The sequence below is a fragment of the Hahella chejuensis KCTC 2396 genome (assembly GCF_000012985.1).
GTDB lineage: Bacteria > Pseudomonadota > Gammaproteobacteria > Pseudomonadales > Oleiphilaceae > Hahella > Hahella chejuensis.
This window is the reverse complement of record NC_007645.1, coordinates 1,430,074-1,446,610: the sequence shown is the minus strand read 5'-3', so window position 1 is coordinate 1,446,610 and position 16,537 is coordinate 1,430,074. Positions and strand designations below refer to the sequence as shown.

General features: G+C 53.8%; 17 protein-coding genes. 9 read left to right on the top strand and 8 right to left on the bottom strand.

Features of this window, described 5'->3' with window-relative positions; all coding sequences use genetic code 11:
* Positions 1–59 precede the first annotated feature (59 nt).
* On the top strand, positions 60–2,768 hold the full coding sequence (locus HCH_RS06495) for a LuxR C-terminal-related transcriptional regulator (RefSeq protein ID WP_011395378.1): 2,709 nt from the start codon (positions 60–62) through the stop codon (positions 2,766–2,768).
* Between the two features lie 277 nt (positions 2,769–3,045).
* Positions 3,046–3,315 carry a PEP-CTERM sorting domain-containing protein gene (locus HCH_RS06490; RefSeq protein WP_011395377.1) on the top strand — a complete coding sequence of 90 codons (270 nt, stop codon included), beginning with the start codon at positions 3,046–3,048 and terminating at the stop codon, positions 3,313–3,315.
* A gap of 9 nt (positions 3,316–3,324) precedes the next feature.
* Here the strand turns inward: HCH_RS06490 and HCH_RS06485 are convergent, their stop codons facing one another.
* Positions 3,325–3,906 (bottom strand): NADPH-dependent FMN reductase, encoded by a 582-nt coding sequence (locus HCH_RS06485; RefSeq protein ID WP_011395376.1) that lies wholly within the window; start codon positions 3,904–3,906, stop codon positions 3,325–3,327.
* Between the two features lie 80 nt (positions 3,907–3,986).
* Here HCH_RS06485 and soxR point away from each other — a divergent pair, with 80 nt between their 5' ends.
* Entirely contained in the window at positions 3,987–4,448 is a 462-nt protein-coding gene (gene soxR / locus HCH_RS06480) for a redox-sensitive transcriptional activator SoxR (RefSeq protein WP_011395375.1), read from the top strand.
* 45 nt (positions 4,449–4,493) lie between these two features.
* On the opposite strand, the gene HCH_RS06475 is transcribed toward soxR, so the two are convergent.
* Complete coding sequence (locus HCH_RS06475; RefSeq protein ID WP_011395374.1) at positions 4,494–5,435, bottom strand: DUF4253 domain-containing protein; 942 nt, start codon at positions 5,433–5,435, stop codon at positions 4,494–4,496.
* Between the two features lie 245 nt (positions 5,436–5,680).
* Between HCH_RS06475 and HCH_RS06470 the strand changes: the two genes are divergently transcribed.
* The gene (locus HCH_RS06470) at positions 5,681–6,814 is read left to right on the top strand and encodes an acyltransferase family protein (protein WP_011395373.1); all 1,134 of its coding nucleotides are present in this window, start codon (positions 5,681–5,683) and stop codon (positions 6,812–6,814) included.
* Positions 6,815–6,844: 30 nt separating this feature from the next.
* Here HCH_RS06470 and HCH_RS06465 read toward each other — a convergent pair whose 3' ends face one another.
* Positions 6,845–7,294, bottom strand: coding sequence for a Spy/CpxP family protein refolding chaperone (locus HCH_RS06465; protein WP_011395372.1), 450 nt, complete (start codon positions 7,292–7,294; stop codon positions 6,845–6,847).
* Between the two features lie 384 nt (positions 7,295–7,678).
* Between HCH_RS06465 and HCH_RS06455 the strand changes: the two genes are divergently transcribed.
* Together HCH_RS06455 and HCH_RS32160 are read left to right on the top strand one after the other, a co-directional pair.
* Positions 7,679–8,359, top strand: coding sequence for a response regulator transcription factor (locus HCH_RS06455; RefSeq protein ID WP_011395370.1), 681 nt, complete (start codon positions 7,679–7,681; stop codon positions 8,357–8,359).
* Positions 8,359–9,663: a sensor histidine kinase gene (locus HCH_RS32160; RefSeq protein WP_011395369.1), complete on the top strand. Its 1,305-nt coding sequence runs from the start codon at positions 8,359–8,361 to the stop codon at positions 9,661–9,663. Before HCH_RS06455 ends, HCH_RS32160 begins: the two co-directional genes overlap by 1 nt.
* A 2-nt stretch (positions 9,664–9,665) precedes the next feature.
* Here HCH_RS32160 and HCH_RS06445 read toward each other — a convergent pair whose 3' ends face one another.
* The 5 genes from HCH_RS06445 to HCH_RS06425 form a co-directional block, all read right to left on the bottom strand.
* Positions 9,666–10,622 carry a PA2778 family cysteine peptidase gene (locus HCH_RS06445; RefSeq protein WP_011395368.1) on the bottom strand — a complete coding sequence of 319 codons (957 nt, stop codon included), beginning with the start codon at positions 10,620–10,622 and terminating at the stop codon, positions 9,666–9,668.
* Between the two features lie 59 nt (positions 10,623–10,681).
* The gene (locus HCH_RS06440) at positions 10,682–11,092 is read right to left on the bottom strand and encodes a PA2779 family protein (protein ID WP_011395367.1); all 411 of its coding nucleotides are present in this window, start codon (positions 11,090–11,092) and stop codon (positions 10,682–10,684) included.
* A 226-nt stretch (positions 11,093–11,318) separates the two neighbouring features.
* Positions 11,319–11,828 carry an OmpA family protein gene (locus tag HCH_RS06435; protein ID WP_011395366.1) on the bottom strand — a complete coding sequence of 170 codons (510 nt, stop codon included), beginning with the start codon at positions 11,826–11,828 and terminating at the stop codon, positions 11,319–11,321.
* Between the two features lie 18 nt (positions 11,829–11,846).
* Positions 11,847–12,338 carry a BON domain-containing protein gene (locus tag HCH_RS32155; protein WP_011395365.1) on the bottom strand — a complete coding sequence of 164 codons (492 nt, stop codon included), beginning with the start codon at positions 12,336–12,338 and terminating at the stop codon, positions 11,847–11,849.
* Between the two features lie 59 nt (positions 12,339–12,397).
* Positions 12,398–12,700, bottom strand: coding sequence for a hypothetical protein (locus HCH_RS06425; RefSeq protein ID WP_011395364.1), 303 nt, complete (start codon positions 12,698–12,700; stop codon positions 12,398–12,400).
* A gap of 331 nt (positions 12,701–13,031) precedes the next feature.
* Between HCH_RS06425 and HCH_RS06420 the strand changes: the two genes are divergently transcribed.
* From HCH_RS06420 to HCH_RS06410, 3 genes are read left to right on the top strand one after another with little or no spacing between them, the layout of a single operon-like run.
* Entirely contained in the window at positions 13,032–14,561 is a 1,530-nt protein-coding gene (locus HCH_RS06420; protein ID WP_011395363.1) for a sensor histidine kinase, read from the top strand.
* The gene (locus HCH_RS06415) at positions 14,558–15,076 is read left to right on the top strand and encodes a hypothetical protein (RefSeq protein ID WP_011395362.1); all 519 of its coding nucleotides are present in this window, start codon (positions 14,558–14,560) and stop codon (positions 15,074–15,076) included. The genes HCH_RS06420 and HCH_RS06415 overlap by 4 nt, the downstream gene beginning before the upstream one ends.
* Complete coding sequence (locus HCH_RS06410) at positions 15,073–16,434, top strand: sigma 54-interacting transcriptional regulator (RefSeq protein ID WP_011395361.1); 1,362 nt, start codon at positions 15,073–15,075, stop codon at positions 16,432–16,434. Before HCH_RS06415 ends, HCH_RS06410 begins: the two co-directional genes overlap by 4 nt.
* Positions 16,435–16,537 lie beyond the last annotated feature (103 nt).

Genomic DNA, 16,537 nt, shown 5'->3' with positions numbered 1-16,537 from the left:
GCGAGGCGCTGAGAGCCGGACCGATACTGAGCGCGACTCAGGACGTCGCGACAACCATTATGATCCTTACAAGCAAACTGCAACCACCTCAACTGCCCACGCAACTTCTGCCGCGGGACGCCTTGCAACACAGGCTTGGCGGCATATTGAAGAAGCCTGTCACTCTGGTGTCGGCGCCGCCGGGCTTTGGAAAAACCACGGCGCTGGCGCAGTTTCTTCATCGCGAACAATTGCCATACCTGTGGTACGCCCTGGACGAGCAGGACAATGTCCCCGGAATATTCTGGCGCTATGTTTGCGCGGGATTCGAATCTGTCTTCCCTAAAATCGGGCCACGCAGCGCGCGAATACTGTCAGTGGATGACGACGCCCTGAACGCTGTACGCAGCCTGCTGGATGAGTTGACGCAACTGGGCCGCACCTGGCGCCGCCCGGAAAGTATGCTGATGGCGATTGACGACGTGCACTACCTCAGCGATCCAATACTGTTGCAACAGCTGGACTATTTCCTCGATCACCTGCCGCCTTACCTCCATGTTGCGTTGATCAGCCGTACGATTCCTCCTCTGCATATTCCCCGACGCCAGGTCCGTGACAGCCTGCTGCTTCTGGATGCGGAACATCTGCGCCTCACCGAAATCGAAACGCCGAAATTCCTGCAGACACGACTGGGTCTGAATCTGGAAGCCGCAGAGATGAAAAAACTGCATCGCCTTACGGACGGCTGGATCGGCGCATTACAGTTGTATGGACTGAACCTGCAGTCGCAACCCGCCAACCCACTGCTAAACCTGAACGCGCCGCCAGAGAATGTGGCCGCCTATCTGGCGGAAGAGTGTTTTCAGCAACAGGACGACTGGGTGCAGGCTGGTTTGTTGAATCTGGCCCTGGTTCCCCGTTTCAACTTGCAGCTCGCCAACCAGCTTTGTCCCGGCGCCGACGCCGCCTTGTTACTGGAAACCTTGTTGAAACGGCAGTTGTTTTTATCCGAAACCAGCGCCGATGGCGCCTGGTATCGCTTCCACGATTTACTGAGGGATTGGCTGCAATTGCGCAATCAAGACCGTCCGCCCGGAGAACTGCAAATACTGCACGGACAAGCCGCACAATGGTATGCGGAGCAAGGTTACTTTTTAGAGGCCATGGAGCAATGGACCCTGGCGGGCGACTGGGAGCAAACCGCATTATGCGCCGGCCGCGCGCTGCCGGAAATTCTCCGTATGGGACATTACCCGCTGGTGGCGCGCCTGCTGGCGAAAATTCCGCCGGAGCAAATGCGTCGATATCCCAAACTATTGGCGCAGCGGGCCTTTTTACAGCTGACGCGAATGCGTTTCGATGAAGTCGACGCCGACCTGGATCTGGCGGAGCGTTACGTTGACGCCATGCTGGAAGAATCCGGGAATCCCCAAACGCTGACGCGCTTAAAGCGTCAGTACGGGTTGCAGGAGTCAGAGTCCATCAGGGAGTTGAAATGCATGATCATTCTCGGGCGCAGCCACATCGCCCGAATGACTGACAAACCGGAACTCGCCACAGAACAACTTGAGCAGAGCCGGGACTTTTTACCAGAGCAGGACTCTCCCTTCACCGCCTGGTTGTTTCAGGGCCTGGGCGCGGACGAATACATTCGCGGTTCGCTGCATGCAGCGCAATACCTGCTGATGCGCGCTTTGCGCAGTAGTCGCAAATATGAAGAAGGGTTTTGCCTGATCGCCACCTTATCCTGGTTGATTCCCGTTCTGCTGCAGCAAGGCAAGCTGCAATTCGCCAAAGAGCTGCTGGATGAACAGCAGTCCTGGCTGGAAAGCCGTCATATGCACTGTTTGCCGAACTGGGGTAACTTGCACTATCTACGCCTGCTTATCTTACTTGAGCTAGAGCAGCCAGCAGCGGCCGCTCAAGAGTTGGAACGACTGTGGGACTGCGCCGACGAGAGAGTCATGGCGGTAGACCGGGTTTACCACAAATGGGGCGAGTTCGCCCTGCGTCTGGCGCAACAAGATTATCAACAAGCGGAAAAGGCGTTGCACCAGCTGGACGCCTATTTTCAGCAACATTTCACGCAGTGGAATTTTGTCGTCCCCAGTCCCGCCACGCTTAAAGTCCTTCTCGACGCGTTATCAGGCAACCCTTTCCCCCTGGCGCAATGGGCCGCGGCTTACGATACGAAGGCTCCTATCGTCAATTTGCAACGACAAACGATCGAACTGATGATGTACGCCCGCATCAAGATTTATCAGCAGGCGGATGAGCTGGACCTGCTACTGGAACGACTCCCCCTTATCCAGAAAGCCGGCAACCTGTACTTTTCCATTAATCTGCTGGTGCTGTGCTGCCTCAACGAGCTGGCCCAGGCCCGCCCCAGCAGCGCCAGAGAGTTTCTCACTCAGGCCGTAAACGCCGCCGCGCCGCTGGGCGTACGACGCCCCTTTCGGGAAGAAATTACTTTTCTGCAACCGCTCTTGATGGATATGGCGCGCCGTGGACAGGCGACAACATTTATCTCGGAACTCTCCGTTTATTCCGCCCCTCAAACCCGCCCGCAACGCAACCACAGCAACTCCCCATTAATGGAGGAACTCAGCCAACGTGAAACCACCATTCTGAATCACTTGTCCGCAGGGCGCAGTAATGAGGAAATCGCGGTCGCGCTGAACATCGCCGCCTCCACGGTAAAAACGCATTTGCGCAACATATACGCCAAATTTGGCGTGCGCCGGCGCACTCAGGCGTTGGCGATCGCAAGGGAGAAGGGCTTGGTGTAATAAGTCGATGTTTATATGAAAAAACGCTGAGATTTAGGTGGTTTCAGCAGCTTTTCATGGAACGCGTCAACCACCGAGCCCCATCTGGGGACGCCGCCGCGCGTCAGCGAAAGCCAACTCTCTATTCAGGATATCCTGTATATCGCGCACTTCGAATTCATTCATTTCGTCTCTGGTGCGACACACTGCGTCGTAGCAAAAGGTATCATGACTGCTCTCTCGGAATGAGAGATCCCGTCAGCATGTATCTATCCAACTCACTAAAGATAAAAGGCCTATGCAGTTCAAAGCGATTCTATTCATTGCGGCCTCATCGCTGTGCTCAGCAGCAGCGGCGTCCACACTGGCGACGCAAGCCAACGTTAGCGATCAGGCGCCGGCCCCGCTTGAAGCCGAGACCCAGTTACAAAGTGCGGATTTGCCGATATACCACGCCAACGCACAGTCCACGTCGCAACCTAACCTGACCGCGCTGGAGCCAGCTCATATCGCGCTTCTGGGGCTGGGAGCGATGGCGCTGTTTTTGCGCCGCCGCCCCTCCCACTGACAGAATCCATCAGGCCGCCTGTCGACTGTCGTAAGGCGTTGTCTGACGCGCCCCTCGCAGCGCCTGCGCCCACCAAACCAGTCGGTCCAGCATAATGTCCATGGACTTTTGCGCCCGAGCGGGAGCCAGCAGCTCGCCATTCTCGTCGAATTGCTCCCAGGCGCTGGCGAAACTGACGGTGTCTCTTACGGTCACTGCGTGCAGCTCCGCAAACACCAGTCGCAATTGCTCCACCGCCCGCAGGCCGCCGGAAATACCGCCATAGGACACAAACGCCACCGGCTTGGCGCGCCATTCGCTATTAACGGAATCAATCACGAACTTTAGCGGCGCGGGATAGCCGTGGTTATATTCCGGCGTCACGATAACAAATGCGTCCGCCTGTCCGACGCGACGACAAAGCGCTTCGACCGCAGGAGGGCGCTCGCGTTGATGGTACGGAGGCAGCGCCAGCTCCGCCGGATCAATCATATCCAGACTCAATCCCTGGTAATTGAGAATACGTCCGCCAGCCCAGCGCGCCACCTTGTCGCAAAAGCGCCCTTCCCGAGTGCTGCCATAGATCAACGCCACGTTAATATCATTGCCCATAAGTCATGACTCCATAGAGGTTGTTATCAAGTCTGCGGCAGTGTAAAACCTCAACTTAACTTTAGGTCAAGAGGTTTTTTATGGCGCAACTCAACGCCCGTAACGCTTACAAAGAACTCAGCGTTGGAGAGGTGGCGAAGCGTAGCGGCGTCGCCGTGTCCACCTTACATTTCTACGAATCCAAAGGACTGCTGAAGAGCAATCGCAACTCCGGCAATCAACGTCGCTATCCAAGAGGCGTCCTGCGGAGAGTGGCGATTATCAAGGTAGCGCAACGCACCGGCGTGCCTTTGTCAGCGATAAAAGAGGCCTTGTCCACTTTGCCCGAAGGGCGTGCGCCCAGCGCAGCGGATTGGCGGCGTTTATCAGAACAATGGAAACAAGTGCTGAATGACCGAATACGCAAGCTGACTCAGTTAAGGGATCAACTGGATGAATGCATTGGTTGCGGCTGCCTGTCGATGGAGGATTGCCCTCTTCGCAATCCCTGGGACGAGTTGGCTGAGCAAGGCCCCGGGCCGCACTTATTAGAACGGGATTAACCCCGCTCGCGACGGGACGGTTACTTCACTTGTAAGCCCTGAAATTCAGGGGCGCTCGTGTAAAAACCAACGACGGGTTTTCATGAGCGAACGGGCATGATCACGCAGTAACACCCCCGCCAGCGCAGTGGTGCAAGGCGCCAGCGCTTCCTGCTCACAGGCCAGCTCGAAAGATTCGAAAATATCCTTTGGCCCCGACTTGGCGTTGAATTGCAGCATGGTTCCGTAATGAGCCACCAGCTCTGCCCCGTACTTGTCATGCCAGCGCCGCAACATGGCGATACTGGCTTCCGATCCTACATTTTCCGCGCCGTACCAGTGCATATACGCCAGCGCCTCCCAAGGTTTGGTGGTCGGCAACAGCATCAACGCCTGCGCCTGTCCCTGGGGCTCATACCAATCGATATGATCACAGTACTCAGGCTCCAGTACGTCTCCAGCGCCGGAGTATTGAATTTCCCATTCCAACATCCAGCGCTCAAACTCAAAGTAGCCATTGATCTGTTTCTCGGCGATCAATTTATTGATTTCATCCAGGGAAGGAACTTTACCAAAGCGCTCTTTAGTATGGCCCAGGCTATACTCAAAGTTCTCTTCCAGATCTTCTGAATACAAACGATCATGGCTGGCCAGGATCGCCTTGATATCGGCCGCCGCCGCGCCTGCGCATATCGCTTCTGGCGACAGGTCCCGATCCGCTCCCGACGGCTCCCATCCATAAGGACGCCGCATAAACGCATCCTCGTTAAGCACCGCCTCGCGCCAGCTGCCGGCATCATTCAACCAGCAGGCATGCAACACCGGCCACATGCCGGTCTGCTCGGAGATAGAACGAAACTCCGCCCACAAATCCATCGCCTCTCCGGCGGTAATTTCAACAGCGAAGGCCTTCCGCGCGACGCCCGGAACATCCATCATTACGATTTCATGTTCGTCATAACCGATCCCACTGAGAATCTCGCATAACTGGTCTTCGGTTTTTAACATTGCGCAACCTTCCTTCACATCTAACAGGTTTTATGTGTGGCCAACTTCTTTTCTCATATCTTGAGTTTAGTAGCAGGAAAAGTTTAAACCAAACCCCGGCAGGCAATCCGATGTAAACGATTGTGTAATCTGCGCAACTGCACAGTCAGTCCTCAGCAAAAGGATATACTGTATTGAAAGCCAATCAGCCGCACATGAAATTATGGCGCCGGTCTGCTTCGAAGCAGACCAAACAGGAGACTCGAATGAAGATGGAGGAAGGGGGCCGGTTCAAAGCGTTGGATGCATTGCGCGGCGTCGCTGCATTGGCGGTAGTGTTTTTTCACTTATACATAAACCTGTGGCGCGAACTCCATTGGTTGCCCGAGCCCATACGCGCGACGCTTAATTATGGCTATCTCGGCGTATCGACATTTTTCGTATTGAGCGGCTTCGTTATCGCTCACACTGTTCGTTGCGAGGGCGCTGACTTTCGTTACATGGGAAAATTTGCACTGCGCCGGGCGGTACGCCTTGATCCGCCTTATTGGGCTTCCATCGCCATCACAATAATCCTGGCGCTGCTGGTGCAAAGAGTATTTCAGGTGGCGCAGATATACCCATCAGTGGAAAACGTCATCGCGCATATTTTTTACCTGCAATATTTTTTAGGATATCCACCTGTGATATCAGAGGTGTATTGGACACTCTGCATTGAAGTCCAACTCTACCTGTTTTTAGTCCTGGTGTATGTGTTGGCCAATAAGCTTAAGGCATGGCGCAATATCGACGTATTGCGATACAGCTTACTGTTTATGTTCGCTATAGGCGTCATATCCGTTCTACAAACCCATAAAACGTTACCCGGTCTGCTGCAAGGCTTGTTTCTCCCTTACTGGCATTATTTCTTTCTCGGAGTATCGGCTTATTTTGCATTAAGCGGTGTAGCCTGGATGAAGTACCTGTTTTTTGCGTTCGTGGGCGTAGAAGTATTACTCCAAAGCACCGCCAGTGTGAACGGATATGTCATCGTAGGGCTCGCCAGTGTGGCCCTTATCTACCTATTTGGCCTGGCAGGCTGGCTCACCACAGGATTGGCGCAATGGCCTCTGCAATACTTGGGGAAAATATCCTACAGCCTCTATCTGGTACATTCCGACATCGGTTGGAAAGCCGTCTCTTTTGGCAAACGACTGCTGGAAGACCAAATCATAACGCCGTTTTTATCCATGCTTCTGTTTTTACTGGGATTGATAGTCAGCCTTGTTGCGGCGCAATGTCTTTATTGGATGGTTGAGCGCCCTTCCATACGGTTGGCGAAAAAGATAAAACGCCTTTCCAAAAACACCTCCCCCACGCATAAGGCCACAGGAAGTATTCTAGAGAAAAGCGTTCATTAACGACCTTGAATTATCAGTCAAGCTATATGCCTACCAGTCTCTCCCCCCATGAAACCCGCGTTTAGCGTGTTTTTCTATAAACGCCACCAACGTGGCTTTCTGTTCAGGAGTCAGGGTGCTGTGCAGTCTGGTCAGAGTTGGCAGTAAACTGGCGACGGTCTCATTCATTTGCTGTTGATGCGCTTCGAATGCCGTCAGAATTTTTGCTTCATCCAGTTGCTCGCTGTTGATCTGCCCGATCAGCAATTCACGAGCGCTTTCCCGCTCCGATTTCATTTTCTGTTTCGCCGCCTGGATCTGCGCAAGCAATTCATCCAGGATCACTTGCTGTTCTGTATTGAGTTCCAGTTCATCACTGACCCACTCTTTGGCGTGCTCCCATCGTTTTTCAGGGTCATAGCGACAGGCCATGGCTCCTAGAGAAATGGCGGCGACCAGTATCAACAACATAGGCTTTGTTACGTACTTACCCATTTTCATAACGCGTTTCCTCGTGATAGTTATTAATATGGCAATGATATTGGCATGTTAATCATCAGGCGCATGGATGCGCCTGCGCGGCGTCTAGCCGCGGGAGACAGGGCCTGACCTGTGCAGGCCCTGTCGTTGCAGACAAATAGAAGGAAGCTATTTGTCTGCCTGATTAATAACATGATGATCAACATGCTCAGTGTAGGTTTACGCGCGCGGGTATTCTTTTCATCGTCGTATCGGCTTGTTTCACTTTGTAACGCTTTATCTTCATGATTAAAAAGGAATTTTTAAAATAGAAAACAAATTCCTGAAACTTTGCCGCTACAGCGCCGCTTACAGCCGCACTATGATGTAATTCCGATTTCCCCCTTTTTTTCGCCACGAACACTTATGAACTTGTTGCTGATTGATGACGATAATGACCTGGCGCGCCTGTTAAACCGCTACTTTCAGCGATTCGGCTGGGAACTGCGCCATGCTTCCGCGCCGTCAATCGCCTATGCGCAGTTAAAGCAAAGCCAGCCCGACGCCATTATTCTGGACGTCATGTTGCCGGAGGAAGACGGATTTTCCGTGTGCCGCAAGCTTCGCCATGACTACACGACGCCAATCATTATGTTGACTGCCCGCGGCGAAGTGACGGATCGCATCGTTGGATTGGAGATAGGCGCCGACGACTATCTGCCGAAACCTTTTGAACCAAGGGAGCTCGCTGCGCGCATTCAAAGCATCACCCGTCGCCACGCCTCTACGGAAAAACCGGTTCCCCTCATGTATTTCCGCGATTTGGAAATTAACCTGACGACGCAAGAAGTGCTGGTGGCCGGGCGTCCGCTTACACTGACCACATCCGAGTTCCGCCTGCTTCAGCTATTCGCCTCCGCACCCGGTAAAGTGTTTTCCCGCGACGAAATCATGAACAGCCTCAAAGGTACTGAAGTAGAGCTGTTCTCCCGCGCGATCGACATTACGGTCAGCCGTCTGCGTCAAAAAATGAAGACCAAAAGTAAAAGGGAGTTCATAAAGACCGTCTGGGGAGCCGGCTACCGATTTGTCGGAGAAGCGCTGTAATGCTCAAACATAAACGACAACGTCAGCGTTCTCTGTCGGTCAGGCTGATGATGATATTTCTGGCTGCAGCCTTCGCGGTATTACTGCTTATCGTGGCGGCCTTCCAGAATATTTCGCAAGAGCGCGCCCATGTTTTCTGGAAAGAGATTTTTTCGGATTACTTTTACTCCCTCAGCAAAGATATCCAGCCACCCTACGACTCGACGCTCATAGCCTCTATAGAGAGCCGCACCCATACTCAGATCGGCGTCAAAAACTCCGCTGGAGCCTGGGTGTCCGAAACGCCTCCGTTCGCCAGCGTGGACCTTGAGTTTCGCGACGCTGGCGATGGGCGTATCGAGTTCACCCACTGGAGACGCTACTTCATCCTGCAAATTCCGCGTCAGGACGCCACCATCTATTTCTACGCCCGCCCATTTGAAAATGAGAACGGTCTGACTTTTACCGGTGTCGCCCTGCTGCTGTCGATCTTACTGGTGATCTTTCTCTGCTTTCTGAGCATTAAGCGACTGCATAAACCCATAGGCTGGCTGAACCAGGCCGCGCAAAAAGTCGCTGGCGGCGACTTTCAACAACGTATCCCAACCCTAAGACAGGATGAACTAGGGCAATTGAGCGACACCTTCAACATTATGTCCGCCCAGATTGAGTCCATGCTTAACGCTAAGCGGCAGTTGCTGCTGGCCATCAGCCATGAACTCAGATCGCCCCTCACCCGTATGCGCGTGGCTGGCGAGATGATTGAAGACGAACAACAGCGCAGTGAGCTGGTGCGGGAAATACAGCATATGAACAGATTGATCACCGAGTTGCTGGAATGCGAAAGGCTGGAAACAGGTCATCGTGCGCTCCAGTTGCACGACATCGATGCAACCAAATTGTTACGCGAGCTTATCGAAGAGCGTTTCGCCAGACAGCGCCACCTAATCAGGCTTGATTGCTCGATGAACAGTCTGGCGCGCTTGGACCCTGTACGTTTCAAACTGCTGGCGGCCAATCTGATTGATAATGCGTTGAAACATGGAGAGGGCAAAGACGTTGTCGCCAGTTGGAGACAACAGCCGGATTATGGCGAGCTGACGGTCGAGGACAAAGGCCAAGGCGTCGAATCGGAGCAGTTAGCCATGCTGACGGACCCCTTCTATCGCGGCGACCAATCCCGGGCTCACACTGGCGGCCTTGGATTGGGGCTGTATCTATGTCGACAAATCGCCAAAGCTCATGGCGGCGAGCTGCGCATAGAAAGCGAGGAGAGCAAGGGAACCCGCGTCATAGTAAGGTTCCCGTTAAGCAGCGATACTTAGGATTACAAAGCCGGGCAGCCTGGTATCCTACATGCGACGACAGACTTACGCCCCAGAATCTCCGCCACATCCTGCGACGTGGTTGAGATAGTGGCGTCGCCAGGAGCCAGCGCGCGGGCGCATTGCGCCGCCTCCACCGCCACATCGCACCCTTGCTGGGCGAGAGCATAAGACAGATTATTCCAGCCCTCCGCCTTCTCCGGCTGCAGCGCCACTAATCGCCGAAAGGCGGCTTCCGCCACAGCGTAATCTTTGGCGGCATAGGCGAGATTCCCCAGCCCCAGTTGCAAGATAGAGGACTCCGGCCAACGCTTTACTGCTGCGGCATAAGTGGCGCGGGCTTGCTGCGGGTGTCCCGTATTCGCTAAATCCTGCGCCGCCTTGGCGACAGGAAAAGGCTCCCCGGTAGCGGGCAACTCACCAGACGGCAAAATGACTCGCGCCCAATAGCCGCCATTTTTCCAGGTGCGTTCAAAGGTGCGCAACAACAGCGTTTCACGCTCGGTAGTTCCTGAACGCAGAATCACTTCCGACTTGGTAAAGTCGTATCCCACCACTACAGCGAAATGCCAGACAGGGCTCCAACTCAGTCCCAGGTTCTGAAACACCAAGACAGGGTGACCCGCAGCCACTTCGCGCAGGATATGTTCCATCCGGGGTTTTAATGGATATGCAAGACGCCCATAACTGCGGGCGGCGGCGACCATCTCCACCTGGAAACTTCCCTGTCTGTCCGGTACATAAACCAAACCAACCAGGTCTTCAGGTTGAACCGGCCGCTCGGGCGTTGTAAGCACCGTCGCCAATGCCGCCGGGCCACACTGATATTCAGATTGAGGATAAAACGGGGTTGCGGTAAGTTCCGCCTGAGGAGGGATATCGCTGGGCGGCTCCGCCATCAGCGCCGCGGACTGCGGCAGGGAACCGCAGCCGGAGAGCGCCGCGGCGATTATCAACATAATCGCCGCTGTATAAGCTTGAACCTGCTTAACCAAGGCTTTGACAATGGTAAGTCGGCTTAACGCTTACCAATGGGTTTGATCACAGGGAAGATGTTGGTTGTTCCCAGCAGATCCAACACGATCAAAATAACAAAAATCACCAGGATAATACCTACCGCAGAACTGGCGCCTGCTGGCATTTCATTAATTTGTTTGTTGAACTCCGCGATTTCATCCGCAGTCATATTCGCCACGCGAGCTTCAACGTCTTCCTGGCTTACACCTAGGCTCAGCAACACTTCTTTCGCCTCGTCAGAGCCGGTAATGCGCATAATCTGCTCGCGATCATAGTTTTGCTGCTCAACCTGAATCTGAGTGTCAGTTGAGACCATCGCCGCACGCACCGCAGCACTTTGCAAGCTCAATACGAACATGCTCATGCTCAGCAATACAGCGGTAACTTGCTTAATCAGGCGTTTGGATTTCATAGTCATTCCTCATTTCTTAAGTAAGAGATTCGTTGGAGTTATTACTGCGACATCAGCGTCGCGTCGACGAAAGAAACAGAATTCTAAGTGTCGCAACGCAATTGCGAAAGTGCAAACGCCCCGCTGCGACACATTTATTCACAACAGGGCGCTTACATTGTTTCTAACGCCGGACCTGCGGCGTCGGCAGTTCAGGTTACGCAATCCGTCGCGAACTCAGAGCTGATTAGAGGCTCGCGCCCTGTGGAACGATCTCCACGCGACGATTCAACTGACGACCTTGCTCATCGGAGTTTTCAGCCAGGGGTTGCTCTTCACCATGAGGAACAACTACGAAATCAACCTGACCGGAAACCAGGTTGCGCAATGCCTGCACAGTACTGTTGGCGCGGTCGGCGGACAGTTTGCGGTTGTAGTCTGCAGAACCGGTATCGTCTGCATGGCCGTGTACTTCAACACGGTTGTAAGCGCCTTCCTGAATATAACTCGCCCACTGTTGCAGGTCGCTTTGCTCGCCAGGACCGATTTTGGAGGAGTCGAAAGCAAACTCGATATTAGCGCTTGGCGCCGGCGCAGCTTCCACTACAGGCTCTGGAGCCGGCTCAACCACAGGCTCTGGTTGGGCGGGTTCGATAACTACCGGCTCTTCAACCACAGGCTCGGGCTGGCTGGACGCACACGCGGACAGACCAATCACAGCAGCCGCCAACAAACTGAATTTAGACAGGTTTTTCATGTTTTTTCCTCATTTCTACTATCTAATTACGGGGCAACCATTCCTTAGGCGGCTCCCTATCTTTGGGCGCCCGGTAAAATCACCAAGCGGTTTCTTTAATTCTCTTCCGCCAGCCCCCCTTCTCACCCCAAAATCAGTTCGGGGCGGCGTCTTCTCAACCCGATCAGACTCAATAGAAGGACTGACTTCCTGGCGTTGCACACAAGTCAGCAGCCGGTTGTCCACCCGGGATACGCCATCCACAGACAGCGCAACCTGCTCCGCCAGTACTTTTTCAATCTCGGTGTCGACATCGCCTTCTAACACAGCCTTGTCGCGAATCACCGTCACCTGGATTGCGAATGCCCGCAACGCCGGGTTTAATAAATAGCGGGTTTGAATCACCCCTTCCTTCCAACCTTCTGCGAAGGGGCTGCGTCCATTGTCATTGGCCCTGGCGACCATCGTCACAGTGGTTAGCGCCATCAGGACGAATAAATACAACCATTGCGTAACCGTTCTCGAACACATCTCGCCTCTCCCTTACAGCTAACCCGACGGCTCATCCCGAGCTCGCTGTCTACTTCAAACTAGGAACTGATCTCCGGCGTAACGCTACGCTTCACTGACGCAGACTTGTTGTGCGCCGATGACATAAAATCCGCATACTCAACCAGGGAAATATCGCCGCTTCGATCCATATCGAACATTTCAAACGCGTCGATCAGATCCTGCCGATTCCGCGCCTCAAATCGGGTGATCAAGGCGTCCGCATCCTTATCCATCTCCACAAACCCTGGCATTGTGATGTCGAACTGGTTATCGATCGTCGCCGCCTGCGCTCCGCCAACTACCACGCACAGCGCCAGAATTATGGTTAGCAGAGATTTCATGATGCGGCTCCTCTCAAAGACTTGAACAAATATCAGCAGCAGGGGGACCGACTTGGTTATCGCCAGTCCGATTAACAATACAAGAACACTAACAATTTCCGAACCACAAAAAACTTAACACTTACAAATCAAACAGTTAAAAACATTTTCATTTGTTAACGCTTTTTCCTCAGGCTTGCAAACTGTTGCCTAACGGACACAGCCCGGTTTGCGACAAACCTCATAACATCATATATTTCAATAAGTTAATGTGTTGCTTTTTTGCAACTCTAGGAATAAAGAAGAAAACTCGGTATGGTTGCGAAAACTTTCTGGACTGCAAAAACGACCAATGGGTTTTCCTTTTTACTCTATCTCTCTTACCCGGCAGTGGGCCCTGGGAATGCTGTTGGCGGTGGCGCCGCTGATCGTGGCGGTTGGCTATGCGATCTGGTCGATGGACAAACACAACCGTCGCCAGAATGAATTGGTGGAATCCACCGCTGCGATTAACCGGCAAATGTCAGCTTTACAAGAATTAGTGAAAGAGCTGGAACGCTCTGCGCGCCAGTTTGTCGTCCTGCAGGACGCGCGTTTCGAGAAGATCTATGGAGAGAAGTACGCCAAGCTGCAGGAGCAGGCGATGGCGCTGGAGCGCAACATCGGCTCAGCCAAGATGAGCGATATGGTCAGTCAGTTGCTGCGGGTTACCCACCGAAGCGCGCTTTCCATCACCTCGCCAGACAAACGGGATGCCGCGCCAGAGCAACTGTCAACGCCCAAAGGAGTTGAAGCCGAAGAGACCCTCAACGAAGTCGTAGGGCCTGAATTTGAAGCCAACAGCCTGGGGCGCCTGACGGCTATTTTTAACAGTGCGGCGGAGATTACATCCAACATCACGGTCCTGGCCAATGACGCCTTGAACGCCTCTCTGGCGGAGCAAAAAGAAGGCTTTCGCACCACCCAATGGTGGTTGGCGATTCTGGGCTTGCTGGCCCTGCCAGCCTCCTTCGTGATCATGGTGATCTGGTCCTATGTCATTACACGCCCACTGAACAACCTGTCGCAGACAATACGTCGTATCGGAGAGGGCGAACTGGAGGGCAGCGCCAAAGTGGAAGGGCCGGAAGAGTTTCAGGTATTGGGAAAACGACTGGAGTGGCTGCGTGAAAACCTGGAGCTGATAGAGCAGCAGAAAAGTACGTTTTTACGACATGTCACTCACGAACTGAAAACGCCGCTGGCGGCGATCTTCGAAGCCAGCGCGCTGTTGACGGAAGAGATTCCCGGCCCTCTGACCGGCGAGCAGAGAAAGGTAGTAGAGATCCTTTTCAACAACGCCACCCGCTTGCAGGAAATGATTCAGCAGCTCTTGAATTTCAACAGCGTCCGGCTGGCCGCCGGCGGCCCGCGTCAATCGCTGGAGCTGCCTGATTTTCTGCACAAATCAATTGAACGCTACCGTTCGCTGGCCAACGCCAATCAGGTCTACATAGAAATACCCAAGACTTCCATCCACGTGGAGAGCGATCTGGTGCTATTGGAAATGATCTTCAACAACCTGCTCAGTAACGCTATCCACTTCTCTCCTCCGGGCAGTCGCATTGCGCTTGGCTGGGGGAAAACAGAAGCGGAGGATGAGCCAGCAGGGTGGTGGCTGGAAGTCCGCGACCAGGGGCCGGGTATTTCCAAACATGACAAAGAAAAAATATTCACGCCGTTCTTCCAGGGCGACAATAAGCGCCAGGGAGCGACGAAAGGAAGCGGACTCGGGCTGGCGATCGTCGCCGAGTGCCTGCGCCATCTTGGCGGCGACATACAGGTCATGGACGAAGAGCCCAATGGGACCCGCTTTTATATCAGTTTCACGGATTACACATGACAGTATTGAACTCAAGAAAAGTGATTTTTTCCCTTGGCGTCGCCCTGGGCCTGCTGGTCCAGTCAGGTTGCAAGAACCTGGCTCTGGTGACGAACGCAGTGGGGGGCGATCCCAACTCGCCGCTGCTGCTTGAGCGGGTTCCCGCCCCTGGCCTCGCCGATATCCTTGAGCAACGCGACAAACATTGCCAGAGAAGCAAAGAAGCCCGTTCCCGACGCCTGGAGCGCATGACCTCAAAAAACCAGGCGGAAGCGTTCGAGACCATCATGATCGCCAGTTGCGAGCCAGACTACTATCCCGGCGTCATGCAAACCGCATTGCTGTCATTGCGCAAACATCAGGACTGGAGTTCAGGGGCGCAAAGTTTCATTAAGCTGATGCAGGATGTATCCGACTCCCAGCAACGCATGCTGGCTTATAACCAGAAGCTGAAGCAGAAGCTCGAACAAACCATCGAAGCCATAGGCGCCATCGAAGAAGGCATTAACCAACGTACGGAAGAGTCTCCCAAATGAACGATCCCATCGCCAGCAACAACGATATTCTTGTCGTCGATGACGACTCCGGGTTATTGCAACTGATGTCCATGCGTCTGAAAGCGCTGGGATACGCCTCCCGGTTGGTGGAAAGCGGCGAGGAGGCGTTGCGGGAGATTCGCCGTAAGCAACCGATTCTGGTGATATCCGACCTGAAAATGGACGGCATGGATGGCATTCAATTGCTGGAGCATATCCAAAGGGACTGGCCCGGCACCCCGGTAATCATGCTAACCGCCCACGGCTCGATTTCAGAGGCGGTGGTCGCCACCCAAAAAGGCGCATTCGCTTTTCTCACCAAACCGGTGGACCGCGAAGAACTGCGCACAACGATCGAAAAAGCCCTGGTTGGACACTCCGCCAACGAAAGCGCCGCCAATGTATTTCAATCCATTGTTACTCGCAGCGCCAAGCTCTATCAGCTACTGGAGCAGGCGAAAATGGTGGCGCAAAGCGACGTCAATGTATTGATTCAAGGGGAAAGCGGCACCGGTAAAGAGGTGCTGGCGCAGGCAATCCATGACGCCAGTCCGCGTCGGGACAAGCCTTTCATCCCGATCAACTGCGGCGCCATACCTGATGAATTGATGGAATCCGAACTGTTCGGTCATAAAAAAGGTTCCTTCACCGGCGCCGTTCGCGATCATGTGGGACTGTTTGAAACCGCCGACGGCGGCACCGTATTCCTTGATGAGATTGGCGACATGCCCATGCATCTGCAGGTCAAGCTGCTACGAGTGCTGCAAGAGCGCAAAATTAAACCTATCGGCTCCACCACCTATATCGATGTAGACATTCGCATCTTATCCGCCACCCACAAAGACCTGCTCAACATGATCGAAGAGCAGACATTCCGCGAGGACCTGTACTACCGGCTCAATGTAGTCAATTTGGTGCTGCCGCCTCTGCGCGAACGCCGTGAGGATATCCCGCTGCTGCTGAGCCATTTTCTGGAGCGCGTGGCCCAACGCTACGGCCAAAGCTGCAAGCGCATTGCGCCGGACGCCCTGGACGCCCTGATTTCTTATTCCTGGCCGGGCAACATCCGCGAATTGATCAACCTTAGCGAGAAATGTCACGCTCTCAATGCCGGCGCCGTGATTTCCCGCCAATTGATAGAACAGGCGCTGCCCCGGTTCCAACGGGAACAGAATCAGGAGATGACGCTTTCCGAGGCGAAACGCATCTTTGAGAAAGAGTACGTGGAAAAACTACTGAGCATGACCAATGGCAACATCCCGGAAGCCGCCCGGATGGCGGACCGTAATCGCTCAGACTTCTACAAAATCGTGAAAAAGCACAGTATTGACCCCGAACTGTATAAAGTTGGTCAATAACGCTCGCCAATCGAAACATTCTTCCTCTATTTGCCGCCATCAAGGGACGTCCATTGACGTCCCATCATTCGTAAAACATTGAAACAGTTCGTACCTGCGGACT

What these genes read in the sequence shown, in the direction of transcription:
- HCH_RS06495 (WP_011395378.1), top strand. Translation starts at nt 60, where the DNA reads ATGATCCTTACAAGCAAACTGCAACCACCTCAACTGCCCACGCAACTT.
- HCH_RS06490 (WP_011395377.1), top strand. Translation starts at nt 3,046, where the DNA reads ATGCAGTTCAAAGCGATTCTATTCATTGCGGCCTCATCGCTGTGCTCA.
- HCH_RS06485 (WP_011395376.1), bottom strand. Translation starts at nt 3,906, where the DNA reads ATGGGCAATGATATTAACGTGGCGTTGATCTATGGCAGCACTCGGGAA.
- soxR (WP_011395375.1), top strand. Translation starts at nt 3,987, where the DNA reads ATGGCGCAACTCAACGCCCGTAACGCTTACAAAGAACTCAGCGTTGGA.
- HCH_RS06475 (WP_011395374.1), bottom strand. Translation starts at nt 5,435, where the DNA reads ATGTTAAAAACCGAAGACCAGTTATGCGAGATTCTCAGTGGGATCGGT.
- HCH_RS06470 (WP_011395373.1), top strand. Translation starts at nt 5,681, where the DNA reads ATGAAGATGGAGGAAGGGGGCCGGTTCAAAGCGTTGGATGCATTGCGC.
- HCH_RS06465 (WP_011395372.1), bottom strand. Translation starts at nt 7,294, where the DNA reads ATGAAAATGGGTAAGTACGTAACAAAGCCTATGTTGTTGATACTGGTC.
- HCH_RS06455 (WP_011395370.1), top strand. Translation starts at nt 7,679, where the DNA reads ATGAACTTGTTGCTGATTGATGACGATAATGACCTGGCGCGCCTGTTA.
- HCH_RS32160 (WP_011395369.1), top strand. Translation starts at nt 8,359, where the DNA reads ATGCTCAAACATAAACGACAACGTCAGCGTTCTCTGTCGGTCAGGCTG.
- HCH_RS06445 (WP_011395368.1), bottom strand. Translation starts at nt 10,622, where the DNA reads ATGTTGATAATCGCCGCGGCGCTCTCCGGCTGCGGTTCCCTGCCGCAG.
- HCH_RS06440 (WP_011395367.1), bottom strand. Translation starts at nt 11,092, where the DNA reads ATGAAATCCAAACGCCTGATTAAGCAAGTTACCGCTGTATTGCTGAGC.
- HCH_RS06435 (WP_011395366.1), bottom strand. Translation starts at nt 11,828, where the DNA reads ATGAAAAACCTGTCTAAATTCAGTTTGTTGGCGGCTGCTGTGATTGGT.
- HCH_RS32155 (WP_011395365.1), bottom strand. Translation starts at nt 12,338, where the DNA reads ATGTGTTCGAGAACGGTTACGCAATGGTTGTATTTATTCGTCCTGATG.
- HCH_RS06425 (WP_011395364.1), bottom strand. Translation starts at nt 12,700, where the DNA reads ATGAAATCTCTGCTAACCATAATTCTGGCGCTGTGCGTGGTAGTTGGC.
- HCH_RS06420 (WP_011395363.1), top strand. Translation starts at nt 13,032, where the DNA reads ATGGGTTTTCCTTTTTACTCTATCTCTCTTACCCGGCAGTGGGCCCTG.
- HCH_RS06415 (WP_011395362.1), top strand. Translation starts at nt 14,558, where the DNA reads ATGACAGTATTGAACTCAAGAAAAGTGATTTTTTCCCTTGGCGTCGCC.
- HCH_RS06410 (WP_011395361.1), top strand. Translation starts at nt 15,073, where the DNA reads ATGAACGATCCCATCGCCAGCAACAACGATATTCTTGTCGTCGATGAC.